The following is a 19,934-nucleotide window of genomic DNA, read 5'->3' on the forward strand; positions in this document are numbered from 1 at the left end:
TTACTTAGAACCTCAATTTGCAAAGTGAATAGACTATCCATATAGACAGGATTTAATCTATTCTACTTGCAAATCGTTTTCATTTACAGATTATGTATCATACCTTCAGTTTCGCCAACGCTATCATCCTCCATCGCCTCACGATTCGCTGCCAAGGCTTTCTCAAGCGCTTCTACCAATTGAGACAAAACCGATTTGTTTTCATCTTCAGATAAAGACTCACCAAAGGCTTTTTGATCTTCACGTAACTGATTCATACGTTCTATGGCCATGGAAATATCCGCAATAACAGGTCTGGCTTGATCTTCCTGATCCTCATCGGTTATGCCCAACTGCGCCTGCTTAATCTGTTCATCCATCTCGCTCGAGGTCATGACTTCTGGCGCTGCGGATTCATTAGCGGCTTGATTAGCCAAATCAATTTCTTGAACAGATCGAACTTCACCCGATTCCGTCAGATACAAACCATTGGCTTTCACCCGACCGAGTGCAACACCATCAGGGCTGACTAAATCGAAGTCTGCGTCTGCAGAACCCAAATAAATCGCACCAACACCAACCTCAGATAAACTCTTCAAAGACTCTTCACCGGTTTCTGACGTTACCCAAACTTGTAACTCCTGAAAGATGGGGTCACCTTCGTCAATCCAAAGATTGCCATCGGAATCATATTGCGCGAGTTCACCAAAGCCACTGCCTGATTGCGGGCCAAATAGCTCGGTTCCGTCGTCCACTTTACCGTTTTGGTTTCGATCAAAAACTAAATAACCGCTTCCTTTCGCTAAGGTGCCGATCTTTTCAGTAACACCGTCACCATCGACATCAAAATCAAAGTATTGATCTCGTAATTGTGCGCTTTCCGCACCGAAATTAATGACCAGAGGATCGGTCATCGGGCGGGACTGAACCAATAACTCAGACCGAGTCTCAATGCGCTCATGGCGATCCATCGCCAGATAGAGACCAAAATTTATGACACGACCATCTGCAGTAGTAACCGAACCATGCCCGTTAAATAATTGGGTCTGATCTACCTGTGATAAGGTGTATTGGTTAAATCGCATCAAACCTGTACCTGAAACGCTAATAGCACTGCTATCAACAGTTCCCACAGCAGTAAGTTCGTCCGTCCCCGACACCGATAGTTGAGACGCGTCAATCACTGTACCCGTGAGTTGAATGCCTCCCTGAGCTAAAGAACCAGAATCTATCGAACGCGCAGCGACCGCCACACTGCTTCCTAAATCTGAAGAAGGAATTAGAAAGCGCGCAGCACTTTTACCAGTAAACACCGCTGAAATAGCATGCTCTATAAAGGAGGAGTCGGTAAAGCTACGCTGAGCTTCTGCCGATGATCCGGCCTTCATTAATTCATCAAACGAATACACGTCGCTATGACGATAACTGTATTGCTGATATCGTTGGTCGTATTCGACCCGAGTATCTTGTGAGACTCCGATGATATTCCCCATTCCTACAGGACGACCACCAGGGGGAGCATTTTGATCTTGTTCAGTACGTCTTACATTGAGCTGTTCTCTTGATAGTTCCTTTAAAACTGAACGACGAGACAGCGCCTCCATCTGGACATCAGATGCAAGTATTCTCATAGTAACCTCCAGCCATTGGTGCTTATTGGCGGCCAAGCCAATAAACGTAAACCTCCATATTTAGTAATCGGCATAGGTAACGAAATATTAACAACCGCTTATCGAGAAAATATCTTTTGGTACGGTTAACTACGTCGGATTACTTAAACACTCTTCAGGAAATTTTTAATGGCATTGAAAGCAACCATTTTCAAAGCGCAGGTTCAGATCTCTGATTTGGACCGACACTATTACAACGAGCATGAATTAACGCTGGCTCGACACCCTTCTGAAACTGATCAGCGAATGATGACGAGGTTGATCGCATTTGCACTCAATGCCCATCCAGAACTCACGTTCACTAAAGGTCTGAGTACTCGCGAAGAACCTGATCTCTGGCAAAAATCACTGCAAGGCGACATCGACTTATGGATAGAATTGGGTCAGCCAGATGAGAAACGGCTACGCAAAGCCTGCAGCCAATCAGAGCACGTCATTATTTATTCCTTAGACAACTCGACCTTTAATTCTTGGTGGCAAGGTGTCGGTCCAAAAGTCGATCATCTAGCAAACCTCACAGTCTGCCAGCTACCTACTGAACCCATTGAGACACTATCCGAAGCTTTGGGCCGAAACTTAAACTTACAAGCCACCATTCAGGACCAGCAACTGTGGTTAAGCCTTGATGATGCAAATGTTGAAATCCACCCAACGATCATCAAACAAGTCACTACTTAATAACAAAAACCTGTCTAAACTTAATCTATTTATTGCTAGGAAGTGGAGAACCTTGTGTCTGACTCAGAACTTCATCAACAAAGCTGTGAAGCTTGCCAAGCAGGCGCACCTTTGGTAGATCCGAAAGATTTCCCTGAACTTCTAAAGCAATTATCCGGTTGGGAAGTGGTCTCTTTGGATGGCGTCAATCAGTTACAACGTACTTATACTTTCAAGAATTTTGTAGACGCATTGACCTTTACAAACAAATTCGGTGCTCTGGCTGAAGAGTATAATCATCATCCAGAAATACGAACGGAATGGGGAAAAGTCACCGTATTTTGGTGGACACATAAGATCTCTGGACTGCATAAAAACGATTTCATTATGGCCGCCAAAAGTGACCAGCTTTATGTGGGCTAATCAATCCTAGCCCATATAAGACCAATGCAGGACTAGTATGCAAGACCAATATGCAAGACCAATAAAACTATAAGCTCCAGAGAGTGTTAACTCTCAACCACAAGAGCAAATAAAGACATGTAGAGGGATAGGAAATGAGTACAAACAAGGGAAGTTCAAACACCAGTTACCACACGTGTAACTTATGTGAAGCCATGTGTGGTATTGCCATCGAAACGGATGGTAAGCAGATTCTTTCAATCAAAGGCGATAAACAGGACCCGTTCAGTCGAGGCCATATTTGTCCTAAAGCCACTGCGCTACAAGATTTATACGAAGATCCTGAACGACTGACCAAGCCTCTTGAACGGACAGAACACGGTTGGACCACCATAGAATGGGAAGACGCTTTCGATAAAGTCGCGGCCCGCATTCAACAGATTCAAACCAAGTATGGCAAAGACTCTGTTGCCACTTATTTGGGCAACCCCAACGTACACAACCTCGGTGCGATGCTGTACGGTCGTCACCTTCTTCATGCCCTTAATACCAAGAACATGTACTCAGCAACTTCTGTGGATCAGCTCCCTCACCACGTTGTAGCGTCCAAACTCTTTGGACACATGCTGAAAATGCCTATTCCGGATATTGATCGCACCGATTTCTTCTTAATGCTTGGTGCAAACCCTGTTGCATCGAATGGCAGTGTTATGACCGTTCCCGATGTCAAAAAGCGCCTAAAAGACATCCAAAAGAAAGGCGGTAAAGTGGTTGTTATCGACCCTCGCCATACTGAAACGGCTGAAATTGCTGACCAGCATTACTTCATCAAGCCAGGTACAGATGCCCTACTCCTGTTGGCGATGCTGCATGTGATCTTTGACAGTTCGTTATTGGATGCAGAAGCGACCGGCTTAATGTCCAATGAGATCGAAGGCATTCAGGAAGACATAATCAAATACTCTCCAGAGCGGGTAGCACCCATTGTGGGTATTGATGCCGTTGAGATTCGACGTTTAACTTATCAGTTCACACAGGCCAAGCGACCAGTGTGTTATGGTCGAATGGGCACCTCGGTTCAAGCCTTTGGTACGCTCACTCAATACCTAATGACCGTTTTCAATTTACTGCTTGGGCGAGTCGATAAAGTGGGTGGTTTGATGTTTACCTCACCGGCCATCGATCTAATGAAATTAACAGGCCGTGGCGGCTTCGACCGTAATCGTTCACGGGTCAGAAACCTCCCGGACTTCAACAGTGAATTCCCGGTTTCAACCTTGGCCGAAGAAATCCTGACACCAGGTGAAGGACAAATCAAAGCGTTATTAGTAGCCGGTGGCAACCCGGTTCTCTCTACCCCTAATGGCGAACAACTGGACACCGCACTTAACGAGCTGGAATTGATGGTGTCGGTGGACTTCTATCTAACGGAAACCAGTCGACATGCAGACTTCATTTTGCCGCCAGTGAGCCCTTTGGAACGAGATCACTATGATCTTGTGTTCAATATGATTGCCGTTCGTGACGTTGCTAAGTTCTCCCCCGCTTTGTTTAAAGCGCCTAAACATACAAAACAAGATTGGGAAATCTATTGTGCTCTCACCGAACGATTATTGAAAAAAGCCCCGTTAAAACAACGCTTACAACTTAAACTTGCAGAGACTCTTGGCCCCAGAGGCCATCTGGAACTGCTACTTCGAAGCGGACGCTATGGCAGTAAGCTTAATCCGTTCAAAGGGCTGTCCTTACGAAAACTGCAGAACAACCCGCACGGCATAGATTTAGGCCCTCTAAAACCACAGCTACCGAAATCGCTTAAAACCAAGAGTAAAACGGTAGAACTTCATCGAGATTTCTTCATGAAGGATCTGCACCGAATCGAGCGTACTTTCTTTAGCGAAGAATCCAAGTACGATCAAACAGCACCTTTGCTATTGATCGGACGACGTCATGTCCGTAGTAATAACTCTTGGTTGCACAACAGTCATCGGCTGGTAAAAGGAAAATCACGCTGCACGGTAATGATGAACCCTACGGACGCTCAGCGTTTGAAACTGACGGACAATCAAATCATCGACGTCAGCTCGACCGTAGGCTCAGTACAACTTCCGTTGGAAGTAACTGAACACATCATGCCAGGTGTGATTAGTATTCCTCACGGCTGGGGACATACCAAGAAAGGAACTCGCTGGTCAGAAGCGGAACGCCATGCAGGGCAAAGCATGAACACACTAACCGACGACAGTCAGATTGATGAACTCAGTGGCAATGCAGTTCTGAACGGTGTACCGGTGACGGTAAAAGTCGTGATTGATTCGGATAACGCAGCCCAAACGTCGGCCACAAAAAAGGCTCCCAAAACGGAAGCCTTATCGGAAATCACTGAAGTCTTATAACGAGTTTTGCCTTACAGGCCGTCAGTGTTCATAAAGGGCTTCAAATAATGGCCTGCAAATTTCCAGTCCTTGTCGTGTTCCATGTGATATTGGAACTCACGAGGCTGGGATTCTGAATTGATTAACGCCTGCAATTTTCCATCGGCTATTTCCGGATCAAACACACGGAAGAAGAACTGACAACAACCGTTCCATGACGACTTAGCCAACACCATCGCATTTTTGTCTTCGGTGACTAACGCAGCGATCTCAGCACAGAACTGATCGATTACCGCTTTTTCCTGTTCTGTCGGCAAGCCATCAGTTTGAGTGTCGTTGTTCTCAATCACAATCGCCAAATGCCACGCAAACACTTCCTTCGGCTGAAAATCCACAAGCGCTTTATTGACCGAACAGATGGCTGGCATCTTATGCTCTTCCCAGCGTAAGCCCGCATACTCTTCCTTTGGAATCACTACGTTATATTTCTGAGGCGCTTGTTCAGTCATAGTCTTGTGCCATCTGTTTGCTAATGAAGGGGCGGCATTATAAACGATGGAAGTACTATTGAAAAATCTCAGCGAACGCACCAGGCTGGTTCATTTTTCATTGAAAATAAAAACACGAACGACAGAAACCACCCTCTTCGACGTATTGTGAATTACGAAACCATTCATCGAGAAAAGATAATACTTTCAATCTCTTACCCATACTTCAGCTCTCAATATTCAAGAAAATGTTTCGATTGGCACCTTTTCTGCTCTTACCCTAGGGAAGCTCTGAAGCAAAAAGCACATAAGAATGAGTAAGGAAACCGATATGAAAGCTGTTATTCCTGTCGCTGGTTTAGGAACAAGAATGCTGCCTGCTACTAAGGCTATTCCCAAAGAGATGCTGCCTGTGGTCGACAAGCCGTTGATTCAATATGTGGTGCAAGAGGCCGTTGCAGCCGGTATTCATGAGATCGTTCTGGTCACCCATTCCAGTAAGAACTCCATTGAAGATCACTTCGATACCAGTTTTGAATTGGAAACCCAGTTAGAGCGTCGTGTAAAACGTCAACTCTTGGAAGAAGTTCGTGGCATCTGTCCAGAACATGTCACCATCATTTCTGTTCGACAACACGAAGCCAAAGGCTTAGGTCATGCCATCATGTGCGCACAATCGGTATTAGGTGATGACGATGTAGTGATCTTACTGCCGGATGTATTAATCGATAACGCCGCGTCAGATCTGAAACAAGATAACTTAGCTGCCATGATCAAGCGCTTTAAAGAAACGCGATCCAGCCAAATCATGGTGGAAGAAGTGCCCCAAGAGTTGGTTCATAAATACGGAGTCGTCAATATTGATGGCGCGGAGCTCAACGCAGGAGAAAGCCAGCCGATGCACTCCATCGTTGAAAAGCCAAAGGTCGAAGACGCGCCGTCCAATAAAGCCGTAGTCGGTCGATACGTGCTATCCAAGTTCATCTGGCCACTGTTACGAAAAACTCCGATTGGTGCTGGTGATGAGATTCAACTTACGGATGCCATTGCCATGCTGATGGACATCGAAACCGTTGAAGCCTATCAAATCAAAGGAAAAAGCCACGACTGCGGCAGTAAAATTGGTTACATGAAGGCAAACATTGAATACGGCTTACGCCACCCTGAACTAAATGGAGAATTCAGAGAATACCTAGCCCAACTCACTCAGTCTGAAGAAAATGCCCCTCACCTAACGTTAGCAAAAAGTTAATAGACCAGCTGGCACAGAATCATTTACAGGGTCGTTAAACACCCTCGCAGAAACAAAAAAGGTTCGATCGGATTGATCGAACCTTTCATTTACATCCATTCGGGTGCACTAATTCAACTAATTCGCCTAAACTAGCTTAATTAGCAGCCCCAGTCTGATCAGACATCATATTGCATTCAAAGCCCCAACTTGCCTGTTTTTCAGCAAAGGCTTTGGCTTTCTCTTCACAATAACCTTCTTCGTTTTCAGCACGCCATAACGTCTGCATACCCGACGCTTTCTCATAAACAACTTCACAAGGTACCGTTGAACCTGGCTGTGTGTATACAACGCTGACTTTACGTTCTGCATCACCATTTACACACACGTAAGTGTCACCTGCCATAGCAACACTTGCTGACAGTGTCATAAAGGTTCCTAGTGCTAAGGTACGTAGTTTCATCAATTTCTCCATCCTTATTTATTAATTATGTATTTCAGAAAACTCTGAATAATATATCGACTTATCCTAGCCCAACTATTACAAATCGCCCACTTTTACCAAATAAAACAAAAATTTAACCAGATTCGTAATTTTCAAAGACACAAAAAAGCACAGCCTTAGCTGTGCTTTTAACGTCTATTTAGAGAATGCTAACGCTTAAACAAACTCAGCGTTGTGATACACGTTTTGTACGTCTTCACAATCGTTCAACATCTCAACCAACTTCTCGAACATCTCTTTTTCATCGCCAGAGATTTCAGTCGTCATTTGAGGTAAGAAGGTAATTTCATCCATTTCGAAATCAATGCCTTCGAAGTTGCTTTCCAAAGCTGTTTTCGCTTGGTGGAACTCGTTAGGTGGCACCATTACCGTGATCATACCGTCTTCATTTTCGATTTCAGACACATCAATGTCTTCCATCATCAATGCTTCAAGAACACCGTCTTCGTCTTCCGACTTAAACGCGAATACGCCTACGTGATCAAATAAGTGAGACACCGCACCTTGGGCACCGATCTTTGATTTCGCTTTGTTGAAACAGGTACGCACATCACCGTAAGTACGGTTGTTGTTATCGGTTAAGCAATCCACGATTACCATGGTATTGCCTGGGCCAAAGCCTTCATAACGCGCTGCAGCGTAATCTTCACCGCCGCCACCTTTGGCCTTTTCAATGGCTTTATCAATCACGTGGCCAGGAACTTGATCTTTCTTCGCCTTATCAATCATACGACGTAAAGAAAGGTTTCCGTCCGGGTCGACACCACCGTTCTTAGCACAAACGTAAATTTCCTTACCGTATTTTGAATACAGTTTAGTTTTCATACCGGCTGTTTTAGCCATTGACTCTTTACGGTTTTGAAACGCTCTACCCATCTGAAATTCTCTTACTTAACTGTGATCTATGCTTGATCGACCGAATAACCACACCAGCCGATGATATCGAATGCATTTTGGAAGCCGAATATTCTAATCCCTAACCAAACAAGGTTTCCAGACCTTTATCAACATTTATACGGCTTGTGTAGTACAAACCATTCGCCTTTCTGATACTTTAGAGATTAGAAATCATTAAGTTATTCTGGCTCTTGAGTCTACCGCCCACCCCAAGGACCACGCTTCATATCCAGGAACAACGCTTCGACTTTGGCTCTCGCCCAAGGTGTTCGACGCAAGAACTTTAGACTTGATTTGATGCTTGGGTTTTTCTTGAAGCAATTGATATCGATTCGCTCGGCTAAACCATCCCAGCCATAACGATCTTCCAATTCAATCAGAATGTTCTCTAGGGTCATGCCATGCATAGGGTCATTGGCATTGTGATTCATGTACAGTCCTTAGCGTGTTGAAAATAAGTTGGGCAAGTATAACAGGCCGCGTTTATAGCCCAAGCAGAAAGAAAGCCCTCGCAGAGAGAAAGCCTTCAATAGCGCCATTCGCCCTGCTCTTCCAATAACACCTTGTCTTGGCCCTGAATTACTTGCAGCACACCGGAGTCCATAACCTGATAGGTGATATCGCCATTCTTAAAACGATAGCCAATGAATCGGCATGGTGTTACGCCATCGGCACATACGGTGTGCCAGGTTTCACCTTTTAAACGAATGCTATTACCGGATTTCTTGGACGTACCTATGTAGCTGACATCATCACAAACCACCATGCCTTCTTCGCAATGCGTTTCTACAGAAATCACATAATTGGATGTGGTTAGCGTTGCACCGAACACAGGAAAAACAAGAGAACACATAACAAGTACAAGATAGGGTTTCATAATTTTCATCCTTAACAAATAGCGCTCTATACTAAGAGAATCAATTTTCGCTCTTAACGCAGTTAAAGCAAATGACACTCTTTCGGCTTCGTCAATTTTTTCTTCTAAGCGTTCTTATCTTGCTGAGCCAATTTAGCTTAGCCAGCACTTCTTCACCCGATGAAAACACACAAGGCGATGATGTCCGAGCCACATCAACACCGATAAAAATTGCTACTGGAGAATACCCGCCTTGGATTGGAGCGAAGCTAAAGGACTATGGCTTTATCGCCAAAGTGATACGACAAAGCTTTGAACACCAGGGCTTTTCGGTTGAATTTACCTTCTACCCTTGGAAACGTGCCTATAATCAAACCCGATCAGGCTTTTATGATGCAACGGCCTATTGGTATCAGTCTGCATCACGTAAGGAGCACTTCTTCTACAGTGAACCGCTCAGTATTGAATCCACCCATTTGTTCTACCATAAAGCCAAACCACTCAATCACTGGGATTCGTTAGAAGACCTAAAAGGCTTAACCATAGGAGCCACCGATGGTTATACCTATACCGACGAGTTCTGGCGTCTCAGTCGTTCTGGTGTGCTGACGGTAGAAACCACGACTAAAGATTCTTCTAACATTGCTAAGTTACTTCATCAGCGCATTGATGTGTTTCCCATCGAAAAGCATCTGGGCTTCAGTATTTTGCACAAAAATTTCAAGCCACACTTGGTGCATTTGATCGACTTCCATCCCAAACCGTTGATGGAAACCACAGGCCATTTGTTGTTTCCAAAGTCTCTTAATACCTCAGCATCCCTGATTTCTGAATTTAACCAAGGCTTAGCCAAACTCCGGGAAACCGGACGTTATCAAGAGATGCTGGACGATATGTGGGTAATCGAAGAGTAAAACAGTTTCAACACCTAAAACAAAAAACGGCCCCATGCGTCATGGAGCCGTTGCGATACCCATCTTATGAAGTAATTACAGGTTCGGCTTATATTCGAATCCGCTCTGGGCTTCACTGTCCTGGAAACTTTGAATCTTTTGTTTACGGCACAACATACTGTTCACCAGCGAACCTGGGAACATTTCAATGGCGTTGTTAAAGTCCTCAACATTACCGTTAAAGATACGAATCGCAGCACCAATCTGAGCCTGCTGCTCGCTGATCTCGGCCATTAGTTTCATATAGACGTCACTGGCTTTTAATTCAGGATACGCTTCCACGGTGACCTGTAAGCCTTTCATCAACTCTTTGGTGTGCTTTTCGGCCGCTTCCAGTGATTTGGTATCCACACCTTCATTCATGTTCGCAAGTGCGCTACGTAATTCTGTAACCGAGGTTAAAACTGAGCTTTCATGCAGCTTATATTGTTCTACTAACTTCTCGACTTGCGGAATTATCTTGTTTTTTTGACGCTCTTGCGTAAGTACCGACGCCCATGCTCTGTCTACTGCATTATGCTTCCCAATAATGCCGTTATAGATCCAGATAACCGGAACGGCGATAACAGCTACACCAATCAATAAAATAACTAAATCAGACATTGTAAAACTCCTTTTTTCTATTCCTTAAGCACTGACACGAGGTGTTTCAGCGGTAAAATTGTTATCTGTATAGCGCATTAGTTCATGTAAAAGATCCAGGATCTTTTGAACTTCTTTCAACTCAGTATGACCTGCAATTTCCTCAGCAAAGGCGCCTGGATTCTCCAACCCATGCTTACGCTTAAGAGACAGCAAGTTATCCTGAACCGCGACACACAAGCGCCCTCGACTACTGATCTCCAAGGTGGGGGACTTAAACGCCTTAGCAAACGTAACTAATTGTTCTTCCAATACAGGAGACAACAAGCGCGCTGCAGATATTGGATCAGCCGCTTTGACTTTGAAAATGCGATTAAATTCGTTCGATGTACCGCGATATTTTTCACCACGGAAACTGATACTGCGATCAGCATCCAAGCTTAGGCTCTTCACGTAAGGAAAATCTACGATAAAACCATGCCGGTAGAAGTGATCTCGTACGGTGCGAGTTTGGGTATTGCCCTTTGCATCGGTATAGGTTTCAGTCCGCTTTTTGACATAATGAAAACAATAAAGCTGATACTCAAAGCTGTGTTCTTCCCCTTCGAACTTACCTTGATAAAGATCTTTAATCTGCCGGATGTCATTACCTCGAATAAACTCAGCAAACTCTTCCCCTAACGTTTTAGCCAACCCTTTACCATCGCATTTAACAGGCTTCAAATCATTATTGAAGAGCGCATCCAACAAGAAAATCTTTTCAGAAACCGGGTCTCGCCACTTTGCTCGGCCACGCAACCAGAACCACAACAAACCACCGATGATCAACAGATGCACACTGAGGCCAGCATAATTCTCATAAAACCCTAGAAGCATAGACAGTAGGTTAAAGTACTCCCAATAAAGAATGTGCCATTCGTATAAAAACCAGAGCCCGACAGCCAAAACGCCGAGTACGGCAATTCGTGCCCATGACGTATCAAATATGGTAGGCAACGGTAGGCGCTTATTGCGGTCGTCTAAGACAGCCCACAAGATATAAAGCGACCACAACGGCAGCCAAAAACTACTGTAGTGGATAACCCAATAAACTGGAGTAACTGCAGCGCCTAAGAAACCCCAAAAGAAAATACAGATGGGAATTAATATCCCTAAAATCAGATGCGCCCAAGTGTAGATACGATAATGGGTATCGTCGTAATCCAACGGACCTGAATGATTTTCTACATCTCGAATAAGCGTTACCAACTCGTCCTGAGAAGTTGCTTTCTCAACACGCGCGTTAATCTCAGCGATGTTGGCTGTTACTTGGCTGTTATGTGAAGTCATAAATCCCTTTAAGTACGGTCACTTTCAAGCCCCAACACGTCCTAAAGAACAAGTAATCATTGATTCAAAAAAGAGCACTGATCTAAGAAAGGCGTCGCAAGAACGATAAAGCTTGAACATTAAAATTGAATTGAAAATGACTGGGCTTACTCAGAAAATTAAGCCCGTAATTGAGTTGACCATTTTATCACTAAAAAGTTGCACCAAACCAGAGCAAGAAACAAACGGTTACGATATCGTCACTAGCGAAGCTATGGTAGAACTCAGCACGGCAGAATTCTTAATCTGCTAAGAAAGACAGCGATGAATGCACTATGAACGACTCAACTCTTCCGCAAGTGCCTGCTTTTGTTGTGCTTTGATGTCTTTCCATAGCTGACCATTTTCGATACCCGAGATCCGCTCTTCGTACTTACGGCAGGCTCGAGAAATGACTGAGCCCATATCAATTCCCGACTCACGCTCTAAAGCCAGAAGAATATTTAAGTAGTCCCAGAGGACATCGCCTAACTCATCTTCAAGATAGCACGCTCGGTTTCGCGGTATTTCTTCGATAACCTCATCAATCTCATGTTTAAGTTCCGTTAAGTAGGTTTCAGAGCCAGAATACCAACTACTGGTTTGATCGATCACCGACTTACGTCTTGCTATCTCTAATAACTTTTCAATATCACGCATGTAACTTTCATCTGCTCATTACAATAGTAAGCGCCAAAGATTATTTAGCTTTGGATTTCGATGCCTTATTCAAGGCGGCCGCTTCCAGAATAAGCGCTTTAAATGCACTGGCATCAATTTCTTCGCCTTCCTCAATATCAATCGCTCGGCGCTGATTACCTTCCAGACTGGCATTAAAGAGTTGGCTTGGATCTTCCAGGAACGCGCCTTTCATAAAGGTCAGTTTTACTTTTCCTTTATAAGCTTCGCCAGTACAAATGATTCCAAAATGAGACCACACGGGAACGCCTGTCGGATTCGACGGCTTAAACCACTTACACTCCTCAGTAACATCAGGAATGGCTTCTTTAATCAGTTTTCTCAAGCGCGTCAGTGTGGTACCACGCCAGTCAGGTAACGACGCAAGTTTATTCTCGACTTGTTCTATTTTTGACTCTGTATCTAATGTCGCTGAATCAGTCATCGTCTCATGCTCCTTATGAGAATGTGAGGTAAAAACCTCATGAAGAGAGCTAGATTATAGACAGAGAGGAGCCAGAATCACCAGCCCCTAACAAACAAGCGAAGACACACTGCCAGGGCCGATGTCATCGCCTAAATAATGTAAGACAAGGTTAGATTTTCAGGTACATGAAGGAAAGATAAGGCATAGAAATGCCTAATCTAACTCCGCTCTCTAAAACGCTCCCCCTCAAACACGCGTACTGCTTGCCCGCGTTCTACTTGATGGTGCTGCAATCTCAAATTACCTTTGAGCGCCTCACTTTGCTGACTCTCAAGCGCCTTAATCTTATGATTCAACAAAGCAAACGCCAGACGTTTATTTTGATGCTGACTGCGTTCCGTCTGAACCTTAACACTCAAGCCTGTTGGTTTATGCAGAAGCTGCACCGCAGAATCCGTGGTATTGACGTGCTGCCCGCCCGCCCCACTGGATCGACAAGTTTTAATCTCCACATCAGAAGTGTTCAACGGCTGAGACTCATCAGATTCCCAGAGCACTACATTGAAAAACCAGTTCTTACGACCGTGTTTAGGGCGATAAGGGCTTCGGCATATCCATTGAATGCTTCCCTGCCACTGCTCAAGACATTGCTGTTGAGCAGTGTTCACATCGTCTGTTTTCAACATCAATAACACAGACTTGAAGGTGCCTTTTATCTCGCCTGCTTCCTGCTCAACAATGTCGACCCGCAGGCCGAGTTTTTCAGCGTCTTCGATAAAACGACGAACACCCAACTTAACCGCCAACGCACATTCACTCGGGCCTTGCCCTGCAGAAAATTGTATTAGTTTCATTTACAGCACGCCTCCTTGTAAACGTTTTTGTAGGTAATCACTGGCGCAAATTCCGCAATAATTTCAGCTAATCCCGCCGCTACCAAGTCCGCCACCACGATATCAATGGACTTATAAGCTTCTGGCGCTTCCTCATAGATCAAGCTTTTATCATCGCAAATCACTCGACTCCCCAAGCTGGTTCGTTGCAGCTCTGAGATTCGATATTTCTTGCGCAAACGCCCCTGACATTCGGAGCGAACCCACTTGCGCCCGGCGCCATGCGCTAAGGAAGACAAACTCACATCCGAGACTATTGGTTTCACCAGATAACTCGATGAACCGCGAGACCCCGGAATCATCACCACGCCTTGATCCGCAGGCGTCACACCTTTTCTGTGTAACCAGCCGGTTTGACCGTTCACTGATACCGGAGAAACCAAGTTATGATTCACATCCAGAATCTCGGTTAGATCAAGCCCCAGACAGTCACACATCCGTGCTGCGATTAACTCACGATTAACTTCCGCCCAACACAAAGCCAGATTGTGCTTGGTGAGATAGTTATCTGCATCAACGGATTGTTGATCCAAGCCTTGATGACCGAACGCATCGACATGCTGACGTAATATGGCTTCGCCTAGGCCCCGTGACCCACTGTGGACCAACAAGAACAAAGCCTTTTTATTGATCCCCAGCTCAGTAAACAAAGTATCATTATGTACTTTGATCACCTTCTGAAATTCCGCAAAGTGATTTCCGCCGCCAATGGTTCCATAGCTATGGTGGAAACCGTCAACCAGTTCAGTATTTGCCTGTAATTGCTCATCAAGACCAACACGCTTGGCCTGCTCACAAAAACGCGACGCGCCTGCCTGCGACCATGATTCTTGATCCTTAAACGCGTTTTTCCTTAACGCTTTTTCCCATTTGTCTTGTTTTACTTTGTTGGCATCTGCTGAGGTCTCATACAGCGCCATACCACAGCCAATGTCATTACCGACTAAGGCTGGATAAATTTTTTGTTGGCTCCAACATGCGGCCCCAATCGGGTACCCTCTTCCCGGATGAAGATCCGGCAAGCCTACCACCTGATTCATACCTTCCAGGCGTGATACATGTTTTAGCTGTTCTATGGCGTCGCCCTCGATCCAATTACGTTCAGACGCAATAAGACGAACACCGCTTTCGATGAATTGAATAGAATTGCCCATAATTATTCGTACTCTCAAAAACTAAAAAATTGAAAGCAGAATGAGCGAATAAACGTCAACAAGTCATTCCCAAGCAATCACTTGAGTAACAACCGAAGTGTTAACGAATATTGAATCTATGTGTGATTCACAAAGAAGAAACAGAAACGCTCAATCCGCGAGGTGCTGTGTCTTGATGTGAATAATTCATAATGACCTCCTTACTGAACGTTGATTGAATGGAATGCTTGATTCAATGAAATACTTAATTCATTGAAATAAAGAATGGCGCCATCATAAAGACAACCAATTAAAAGTCAAACCGCTTTTTCGACTCTGTACTAATTTTTTGGATTCACCATTGTCAGTACAACCAAGAATTAATCCCCGCCACCGCAACCACTGCTGCACCCACTAGAATCACCACCGAAGCTGTCAGAGGATCCGCCCGAATCGCCTGCACACCCCGACGAACAACCAATATGACCGGCACAATAACTGTCGCCATATAAAGGCGATGATTTGTCTTTACAGTTCAATGAGTATTTAAACCCATCATCAATTCCTAATTGAGCATCCAGAGCAAAAATAAGCGGTAGTTGCGCTGGGGTTTTAGGGTTGATGCCTTCTTTCGCACACGCGAGACGCCACGCTCTTTTGATCCCGATCTGAGCCTTCGTCGGTGAGGACATAGCCTCCGTCGGTGTGTGATGAAGAAAGCGACCAAGCGCCTTTTTACAGTACTGCTGATAATCGCGGGTAAATAAAATGAATTCATGCCAAGCCACATCCACCACCTGAGAAGGCATAGAAACAACTCTGCGTTTGGCTTGATGGCAAAAGTAGAAGTACTCTCTTAGCGCGTCCATAACTAACGCCACATTCTCATCAGAAAGATGCGGATACTTCGCCTTCACCTTCTGCCCAATTGCCGGATTAAACGGATAGCTTTCAATAAAAGCTAACTGCGCTTTTCGCTTTCTCCTGGAATGCAAACTCACCAGAACTACAAGTAAGACAACCAATAAACCTATTTCAAAACTCATAGTCTCTCCCGACATAACGAACGCACTTTACTGTGAAAAAGTATAGCGCTGGCGAGTCATAACGGCATTTATCCAAATGGAAGCACATAAGCACTGTGGCCTATTTTTCTAAGACAAGTGATAGCTCACCCAATTTGCTCAAACGATAAGTATCAAAATCCGAGGCTAAAAATAGATTGCCCGAGTATTCAGCCTGAGCCTCTGTTTGTATCTCATTCATCGAGGTCTCAGCTTCAGAATCCAATTGATAACGAGGGCTGAAGTGAGTCAGTACTAAGTTTGGTAATTCGCAGGATTGCGCAAACGACGCCACCAGCTTCGCATAGCTATGGCCTGCCTCCTTTGCCTTTGATGCCAAGGCTTCCGTGTACGTTGATTCATGCACTAATACATCACAACCCTCACATTCGGCTCGTAAAATCTCCGGCGTGTCATTATCCCCACACACAACAACCTTTCTTGGCTTATTCAGGTAACGAATAAACTCAGCACTTCGAAGAATCTGCCCTTCATGCTCGACATCCTGACCTGACTTAAGTTTCCCCCAAATCGGCCCTTGCGGAATACCTAGTGCATTTAACTTTTCTATGTTCAAGCTGGCATCTACTTTGACTTCAGTAAAACTATACGCGTAGGAAGGAACCCGATGTGATAGCTTCGTTGAAGCCACAGCAAACTGCCCGAATGCCTGCTCTGTAAACTGCTCAGTCTCAACAAATGTCAGCTCATAAGGCAGATACAGCTGCGTATGAACTTGAGTCGCCTCAAACCATTCCTTGATGCCTTTCGGAGCAACAATGGTCAATGGTTTCGTACGCCCATTCATCCCCGCACTGGCCAACACGCCAGGAAGACCATAACAATGATCCCCGTGAATATGCGTGATAAAAATGGCTTTAAGAGAATTCAGAGACAAACGCGTATGCAACAACTGATGTTGCGTCCCTTCCCCGCAATCAATCAGATACCAATCGCTGCCTTGGCTTTCAATAATGGCAATCGCAGTCACGTTTCTTGCTTTGGTTGGCGTACCAGAAGAGGTTCCTAAAAAACTTATATCCATATATGTTCTTCCGATATGAAAATTTCAGACGTTAATTTGAGCGATTAAGAACCGACTCTAACCACAGATGTATGTCTGCGGTGACCGCTTTAATTTCACTTTGACCCGCACTATTTTTCAACTGATGATTAAGCCCATCATAAAACTTGTATTCAATGTTGTGTTTCCCGGACTTAGCAAGCACCGACATCATATCATTCACCTTATTAGTAGATACCGATACATCACTTCCACCCTGAAGAATTAACACGGGTGATTTAACTTTCTGCAGCGTTCCCAGTTGGTCGACTGATAGCATTTGTTGCCACCAATCAAAACCATGCCCACTGACTTCAAGCTCAAAAGGCTGACTTGATAAAATATGGTTAGCGAACCCTTTAAACCCTTCAATATCTGCACTCGCTAATTCAGGCGTCTTTTGAGTAGAAAGGATGTTGTGAATAACATCATCTATAAACCAACGCCCGCCCCCATTAAATGAAATCGTTGCATCGATATACTCACTTTCCGCTGCAAGAAGGTTCGCAATAACCGCGCCTTCACTGCCCCCCAAAACGATTAATTTGGTGTAATCATGTTGTTCACGAACAACCTTTAGCACATTTTTGATGTCTACTACACGTTGGTGAGGGCTATCCTTCTGAATATACTCTTTAGGACAATCGTTCCTTTCAGAGTCAGAGCGATAACTTAATTCCCTATCGATGCCGTATTTTTCAATGAAGAGTAAATCTGCCTGAGGCCAGACCTTCGAGTAATCGCGTTTAATGGCGTCGTTATTAAAAACACTATTGCAATCTGAGCCTTGAAGAATAAGCAATAGCACCTTCTCAGAAAGGGGAACTTGCTGCTGAAATAAATAGTAATTAAGTGTTGATGCATCCGGCCGTTCCAGGCTGAACTCTTGAGATACAGATAGACTGACATTGCCTAACAACAACCAAAATAATATTGGTCTAACTCTGCTTCGAATTTCCATTTCCTATCCCAGATTAAAATTAGTCATAGAGATATATGAACGTCCCTGTTTAATTTAGTTTCAATCCCCATAAACCACTTTCTTGTGACCACATGTCTTCATTGAACTCATCCCAACCCTCATTACTTAAATAAGGTTTGGATACCAGGAAAAATGTTTCATTACTCTCTTCCGTAGCTTCCGACTTCTCAATATTAAGCTGCTTTTTCTTAGCGCGATTTAATCTGCTTTGTTTTCCAATATAAGACGTCTTAACTTAAGACTTCTGATGCCACGAAGAGCGAAAACACAAACAACCACAAAATCTGAAAGCCATAACTGAGCCTTTGGTGAACGCCGAGGTTTGACTTGTTTTTAAATGATTTTGCGAGAGTGTATGAAAAAAAACTGCAGCCAAAGATGCAAGCTAATGAAAAAATACGCAACCATGAAGGATACGCGTTTTCGAATACAACAAATGCAGGAGCAACCAACAAAGACAATAACATCACGACGCCGGCTAGCGAGTGAATTTTGCAACTGTTTGACGGGTTTTGTGTAAAGGGATCACTGTCCATTGGAAAATAGCCAGCGACCAAAGTACCTAGGCCGTGAGCGATAACCATCAATCCTATAACGAATGCGCTTGTAAATTGGGACTCTGAGAGTACAAATATGCCAAAGAAAATGAACAACGCTCCAAGAGGATAATTGTTTATTACGGGAGAGAGTCTTTGAGTTGGACTGTTAAAAGCGCCCAACTCACTGCAAAATTGAGTTTTATGATTGTATCCGGGATAAAAGAGTGACGCGATGTAAATACCAGCGACAATCCAAACGGATGCAATCGCACCTGAATAAGCAAAAAATAATTCCAATTTAAAATCCTCCTTGAAACCTAGCTGTATTAGTTAGTCGTGACACCGCTCACTAGCCCAAAATATACGCCAGCCAGTATGCCTGTGACGAGTGTTACCCAAAATTGTCCTAGAAAACCAAGCCATACTCCCAAATTTATCTGAACAATTGGAATTTTTCCCAGGATAATACCAACACCGAGGACAGCCAGCACAAGCCCTACACCCCCAAAGTGCCAAAGCTTATTAAGGCAAGTTTTGTGCATGACGAAAACAATTAGTATTCCAGGGAAAACGGACAGCGCATATGTAACGAACAAGTATGCACTTACAGGTATAAACCCAGCACCCTGTGCTAAATCGTGCCCCCCCATGAAAGCTGTTGCGATTAAAGGAGTGCTAAGAAACGCGATAATCCATCTCTGCATGATTGGAAGCCTAACATTTTTGGTAAGTGGCGAGCATGAGCGAGTCCAGTCCACGTTTTTTGGGTAATGTGTAATGTGCTTATTATGCAATTTTTGGGGGATGCCCCTCATACTGTGGAACATCTTGAGGAATGACTTCCCAGCTAGCTTTAGAACCAACAAATATATGACGACCGATTTCGATTTCTGGATCTTCGTTAACGCAACCTAGCGTTACCCCATGAACCTCATCTTGGTAAATGCCGCATAAAGTAGAGCCGCACTGCTTGCAAAACTGTAAGCCGAAGCCGTTCTCACCGATATATGACGTTAAAAGCTCTGTCCCGCAAATCCACTGAAACTCAGAAGGATTGACCAGAGCATAAGCCGATGCTTGAGAACTAAAAGCTTTCCTACAACGAGAACAATGGCATGACCTAGCATCTCGAAGCTTACCATTTACTTCATATTTAATTTCACCGCAAAAGCATTCACCAGTTAACTTCACTAATTTCTCCATGATGCACAGC

General features: G+C 44.3%; 22 protein-coding genes. 5 read left to right on the plus strand and 17 right to left on the minus strand.

Features of this window, described 5'->3' with window-relative positions; translation table 11 throughout:
- Window positions 1-83: 83 nt before the first annotated feature.
- Window positions 84-1,610 (minus strand): hypothetical protein, encoded by a 1,527-nt coding sequence (locus tag ACFOEK_RS20535; RefSeq protein ID WP_386723363.1) that lies wholly within the window; start codon window positions 1,608-1,610, stop codon window positions 84-86.
- Window positions 1,611-1,778: 168 nt separating this feature from the next.
- On the opposite strand from ACFOEK_RS20535, the gene ACFOEK_RS20540 reads away from it, so the two are divergent.
- The 3 genes from ACFOEK_RS20540 (at window position 1,779) to ACFOEK_RS20550 (ending at window position 5,104) form a co-directional block, all read left to right on the plus strand.
- Window positions 1,779-2,327: a YaeQ family protein gene (locus tag ACFOEK_RS20540; protein WP_386723364.1), complete on the plus strand. Its 549-nt coding sequence runs from the start codon at window positions 1,779-1,781 to the stop codon at window positions 2,325-2,327.
- 54 nt (window positions 2,328-2,381) lie between these two features.
- Window positions 2,382-2,729 carry a 4a-hydroxytetrahydrobiopterin dehydratase gene (locus tag ACFOEK_RS20545; RefSeq protein WP_386723365.1) on the plus strand — a complete coding sequence of 116 codons (348 nt, stop codon included), beginning with the start codon at window positions 2,382-2,384 and terminating at the stop codon, window positions 2,727-2,729.
- 134 nt (window positions 2,730-2,863) lie between these two features.
- Window positions 2,864-5,104: a molybdopterin oxidoreductase family protein gene (locus ACFOEK_RS20550; RefSeq protein WP_386723366.1), complete on the plus strand. Its 2,241-nt coding sequence runs from the start codon at window positions 2,864-2,866 to the stop codon at window positions 5,102-5,104.
- 11 nt (window positions 5,105-5,115) lie between these two features.
- On the opposite strand, the gene ACFOEK_RS20555 is transcribed toward ACFOEK_RS20550, so the two are convergent.
- Complete coding sequence (locus tag ACFOEK_RS20555; protein WP_386723367.1) at window positions 5,116-5,592, minus strand: DUF695 domain-containing protein; 477 nt, start codon at window positions 5,590-5,592, stop codon at window positions 5,116-5,118.
- A gap of 310 nt (window positions 5,593-5,902) precedes the next feature.
- Between ACFOEK_RS20555 and galU the strand changes: the two genes are divergently transcribed.
- Window positions 5,903-6,823 (plus strand): UTP--glucose-1-phosphate uridylyltransferase GalU, encoded by a 921-nt coding sequence (galU, locus tag ACFOEK_RS20560; protein WP_386723368.1) that lies wholly within the window; start codon window positions 5,903-5,905, stop codon window positions 6,821-6,823.
- Between the two features lie 136 nt (window positions 6,824-6,959).
- Here the strand turns inward: galU and ACFOEK_RS20565 are convergent, their stop codons facing one another.
- The 4 genes from ACFOEK_RS20565 to ACFOEK_RS20580 all read right to left on the minus strand — a co-directional run bounded on the left by ACFOEK_RS20565 (window position 6,960) and on the right by ACFOEK_RS20580 (window position 9,081).
- Entirely contained in the window at window positions 6,960-7,265 is a 306-nt protein-coding gene (locus ACFOEK_RS20565) for a hypothetical protein (protein ID WP_386723369.1), read from the minus strand.
- 198 nt (window positions 7,266-7,463) lie between these two features.
- Window positions 7,464-8,183, minus strand: coding sequence for a YebC/PmpR family DNA-binding transcriptional regulator (locus ACFOEK_RS20570; RefSeq protein ID WP_386723370.1), 720 nt, complete (start codon window positions 8,181-8,183; stop codon window positions 7,464-7,466).
- A 218-nt stretch (window positions 8,184-8,401) separates the two neighbouring features.
- The gene (locus ACFOEK_RS20575; protein ID WP_386723371.1) at window positions 8,402-8,635 is read right to left on the minus strand and encodes a VF530 family protein; all 234 of its coding nucleotides are present in this window, start codon (window positions 8,633-8,635) and stop codon (window positions 8,402-8,404) included.
- 95 nt (window positions 8,636-8,730) lie between these two features.
- Window positions 8,731-9,081, minus strand: a complete 351-nt coding sequence (locus ACFOEK_RS20580; protein ID WP_386723372.1) for a hypothetical protein — start codon at window positions 9,079-9,081, stop codon at window positions 8,731-8,733.
- Between the two features lie 119 nt (window positions 9,082-9,200).
- Between ACFOEK_RS20580 and ACFOEK_RS20585 the strand changes: the two genes are divergently transcribed.
- Window positions 9,201-9,974, plus strand: coding sequence for a substrate-binding periplasmic protein (locus ACFOEK_RS20585; RefSeq protein WP_386723373.1), 774 nt, complete (start codon window positions 9,201-9,203; stop codon window positions 9,972-9,974).
- Between the two features lie 75 nt (window positions 9,975-10,049).
- Here ACFOEK_RS20585 and ACFOEK_RS20590 read toward each other — a convergent pair whose 3' ends face one another.
- From ACFOEK_RS20590 to ACFOEK_RS20640, 11 genes are all read right to left on the minus strand, one after another.
- The gene (locus ACFOEK_RS20590; RefSeq protein WP_386723374.1) at window positions 10,050-10,616 is read right to left on the minus strand and encodes a LemA family protein; all 567 of its coding nucleotides are present in this window, start codon (window positions 10,614-10,616) and stop codon (window positions 10,050-10,052) included.
- A gap of 24 nt (window positions 10,617-10,640) precedes the next feature.
- The gene (locus tag ACFOEK_RS20595; protein ID WP_386723375.1) at window positions 10,641-11,924 is read right to left on the minus strand and encodes a DUF3137 domain-containing protein; all 1,284 of its coding nucleotides are present in this window, start codon (window positions 11,922-11,924) and stop codon (window positions 10,641-10,643) included.
- Window positions 11,925-12,236: 312 nt separating this feature from the next.
- Window positions 12,237-12,602, minus strand: a complete 366-nt coding sequence (locus ACFOEK_RS20600; RefSeq protein ID WP_386723376.1) for a MazG nucleotide pyrophosphohydrolase domain-containing protein — start codon at window positions 12,600-12,602, stop codon at window positions 12,237-12,239.
- Between the two features lie 40 nt (window positions 12,603-12,642).
- Complete coding sequence (locus ACFOEK_RS20605) at window positions 12,643-13,065, minus strand: DUF1801 domain-containing protein (RefSeq protein ID WP_386723377.1); 423 nt, start codon at window positions 13,063-13,065, stop codon at window positions 12,643-12,645.
- 200 nt (window positions 13,066-13,265) lie between these two features.
- Window positions 13,266-13,901: a peptide chain release factor H gene (gene prfH, locus ACFOEK_RS20610; RefSeq protein ID WP_386723378.1), complete on the minus strand. Its 636-nt coding sequence runs from the start codon at window positions 13,899-13,901 to the stop codon at window positions 13,266-13,268.
- Window positions 13,898-15,094: an RNA ligase RtcB family protein gene (locus tag ACFOEK_RS20615; RefSeq protein ID WP_386723379.1), complete on the minus strand. Its 1,197-nt coding sequence runs from the start codon at window positions 15,092-15,094 to the stop codon at window positions 13,898-13,900. The genes prfH and ACFOEK_RS20615 overlap by 4 nt, the downstream gene beginning before the upstream one ends.
- Window positions 15,095-15,453: 359 nt before the next feature.
- Window positions 15,454-16,119 carry a glycine-rich domain-containing protein gene (locus tag ACFOEK_RS20620; RefSeq protein WP_386723380.1) on the minus strand — a complete coding sequence of 222 codons (666 nt, stop codon included), beginning with the start codon at window positions 16,117-16,119 and terminating at the stop codon, window positions 15,454-15,456.
- Between the two features lie 100 nt (window positions 16,120-16,219).
- Window positions 16,220-17,182, minus strand: a complete 963-nt coding sequence (locus ACFOEK_RS20625; protein WP_386723381.1) for a ribonuclease Z — start codon at window positions 17,180-17,182, stop codon at window positions 16,220-16,222.
- Between the two features lie 31 nt (window positions 17,183-17,213).
- Window positions 17,214-18,161 carry an alpha/beta hydrolase family protein gene (locus tag ACFOEK_RS20630; protein ID WP_386723382.1) on the minus strand — a complete coding sequence of 316 codons (948 nt, stop codon included), beginning with the start codon at window positions 18,159-18,161 and terminating at the stop codon, window positions 17,214-17,216.
- Window positions 18,162-18,412: 251 nt separating this feature from the next.
- Window positions 18,413-19,018 carry a DUF998 domain-containing protein gene (locus ACFOEK_RS20635; RefSeq protein ID WP_386723383.1) on the minus strand — a complete coding sequence of 202 codons (606 nt, stop codon included), beginning with the start codon at window positions 19,016-19,018 and terminating at the stop codon, window positions 18,413-18,415.
- A gap of 489 nt (window positions 19,019-19,507) precedes the next feature.
- Window positions 19,508-19,924, minus strand: a complete 417-nt coding sequence (locus ACFOEK_RS20640) for a GFA family protein (protein ID WP_386723384.1) — start codon at window positions 19,922-19,924, stop codon at window positions 19,508-19,510.
- Window positions 19,925-19,934 lie beyond the last annotated feature (10 nt).

Origin of the sequence: Litoribrevibacter euphylliae (assembly GCF_042646085.1) — a bacterium.
Taxonomy (GTDB): Bacteria; Pseudomonadota; Gammaproteobacteria; order Pseudomonadales; family Litoribrevibacteraceae; genus Litoribrevibacter; species Litoribrevibacter euphylliae.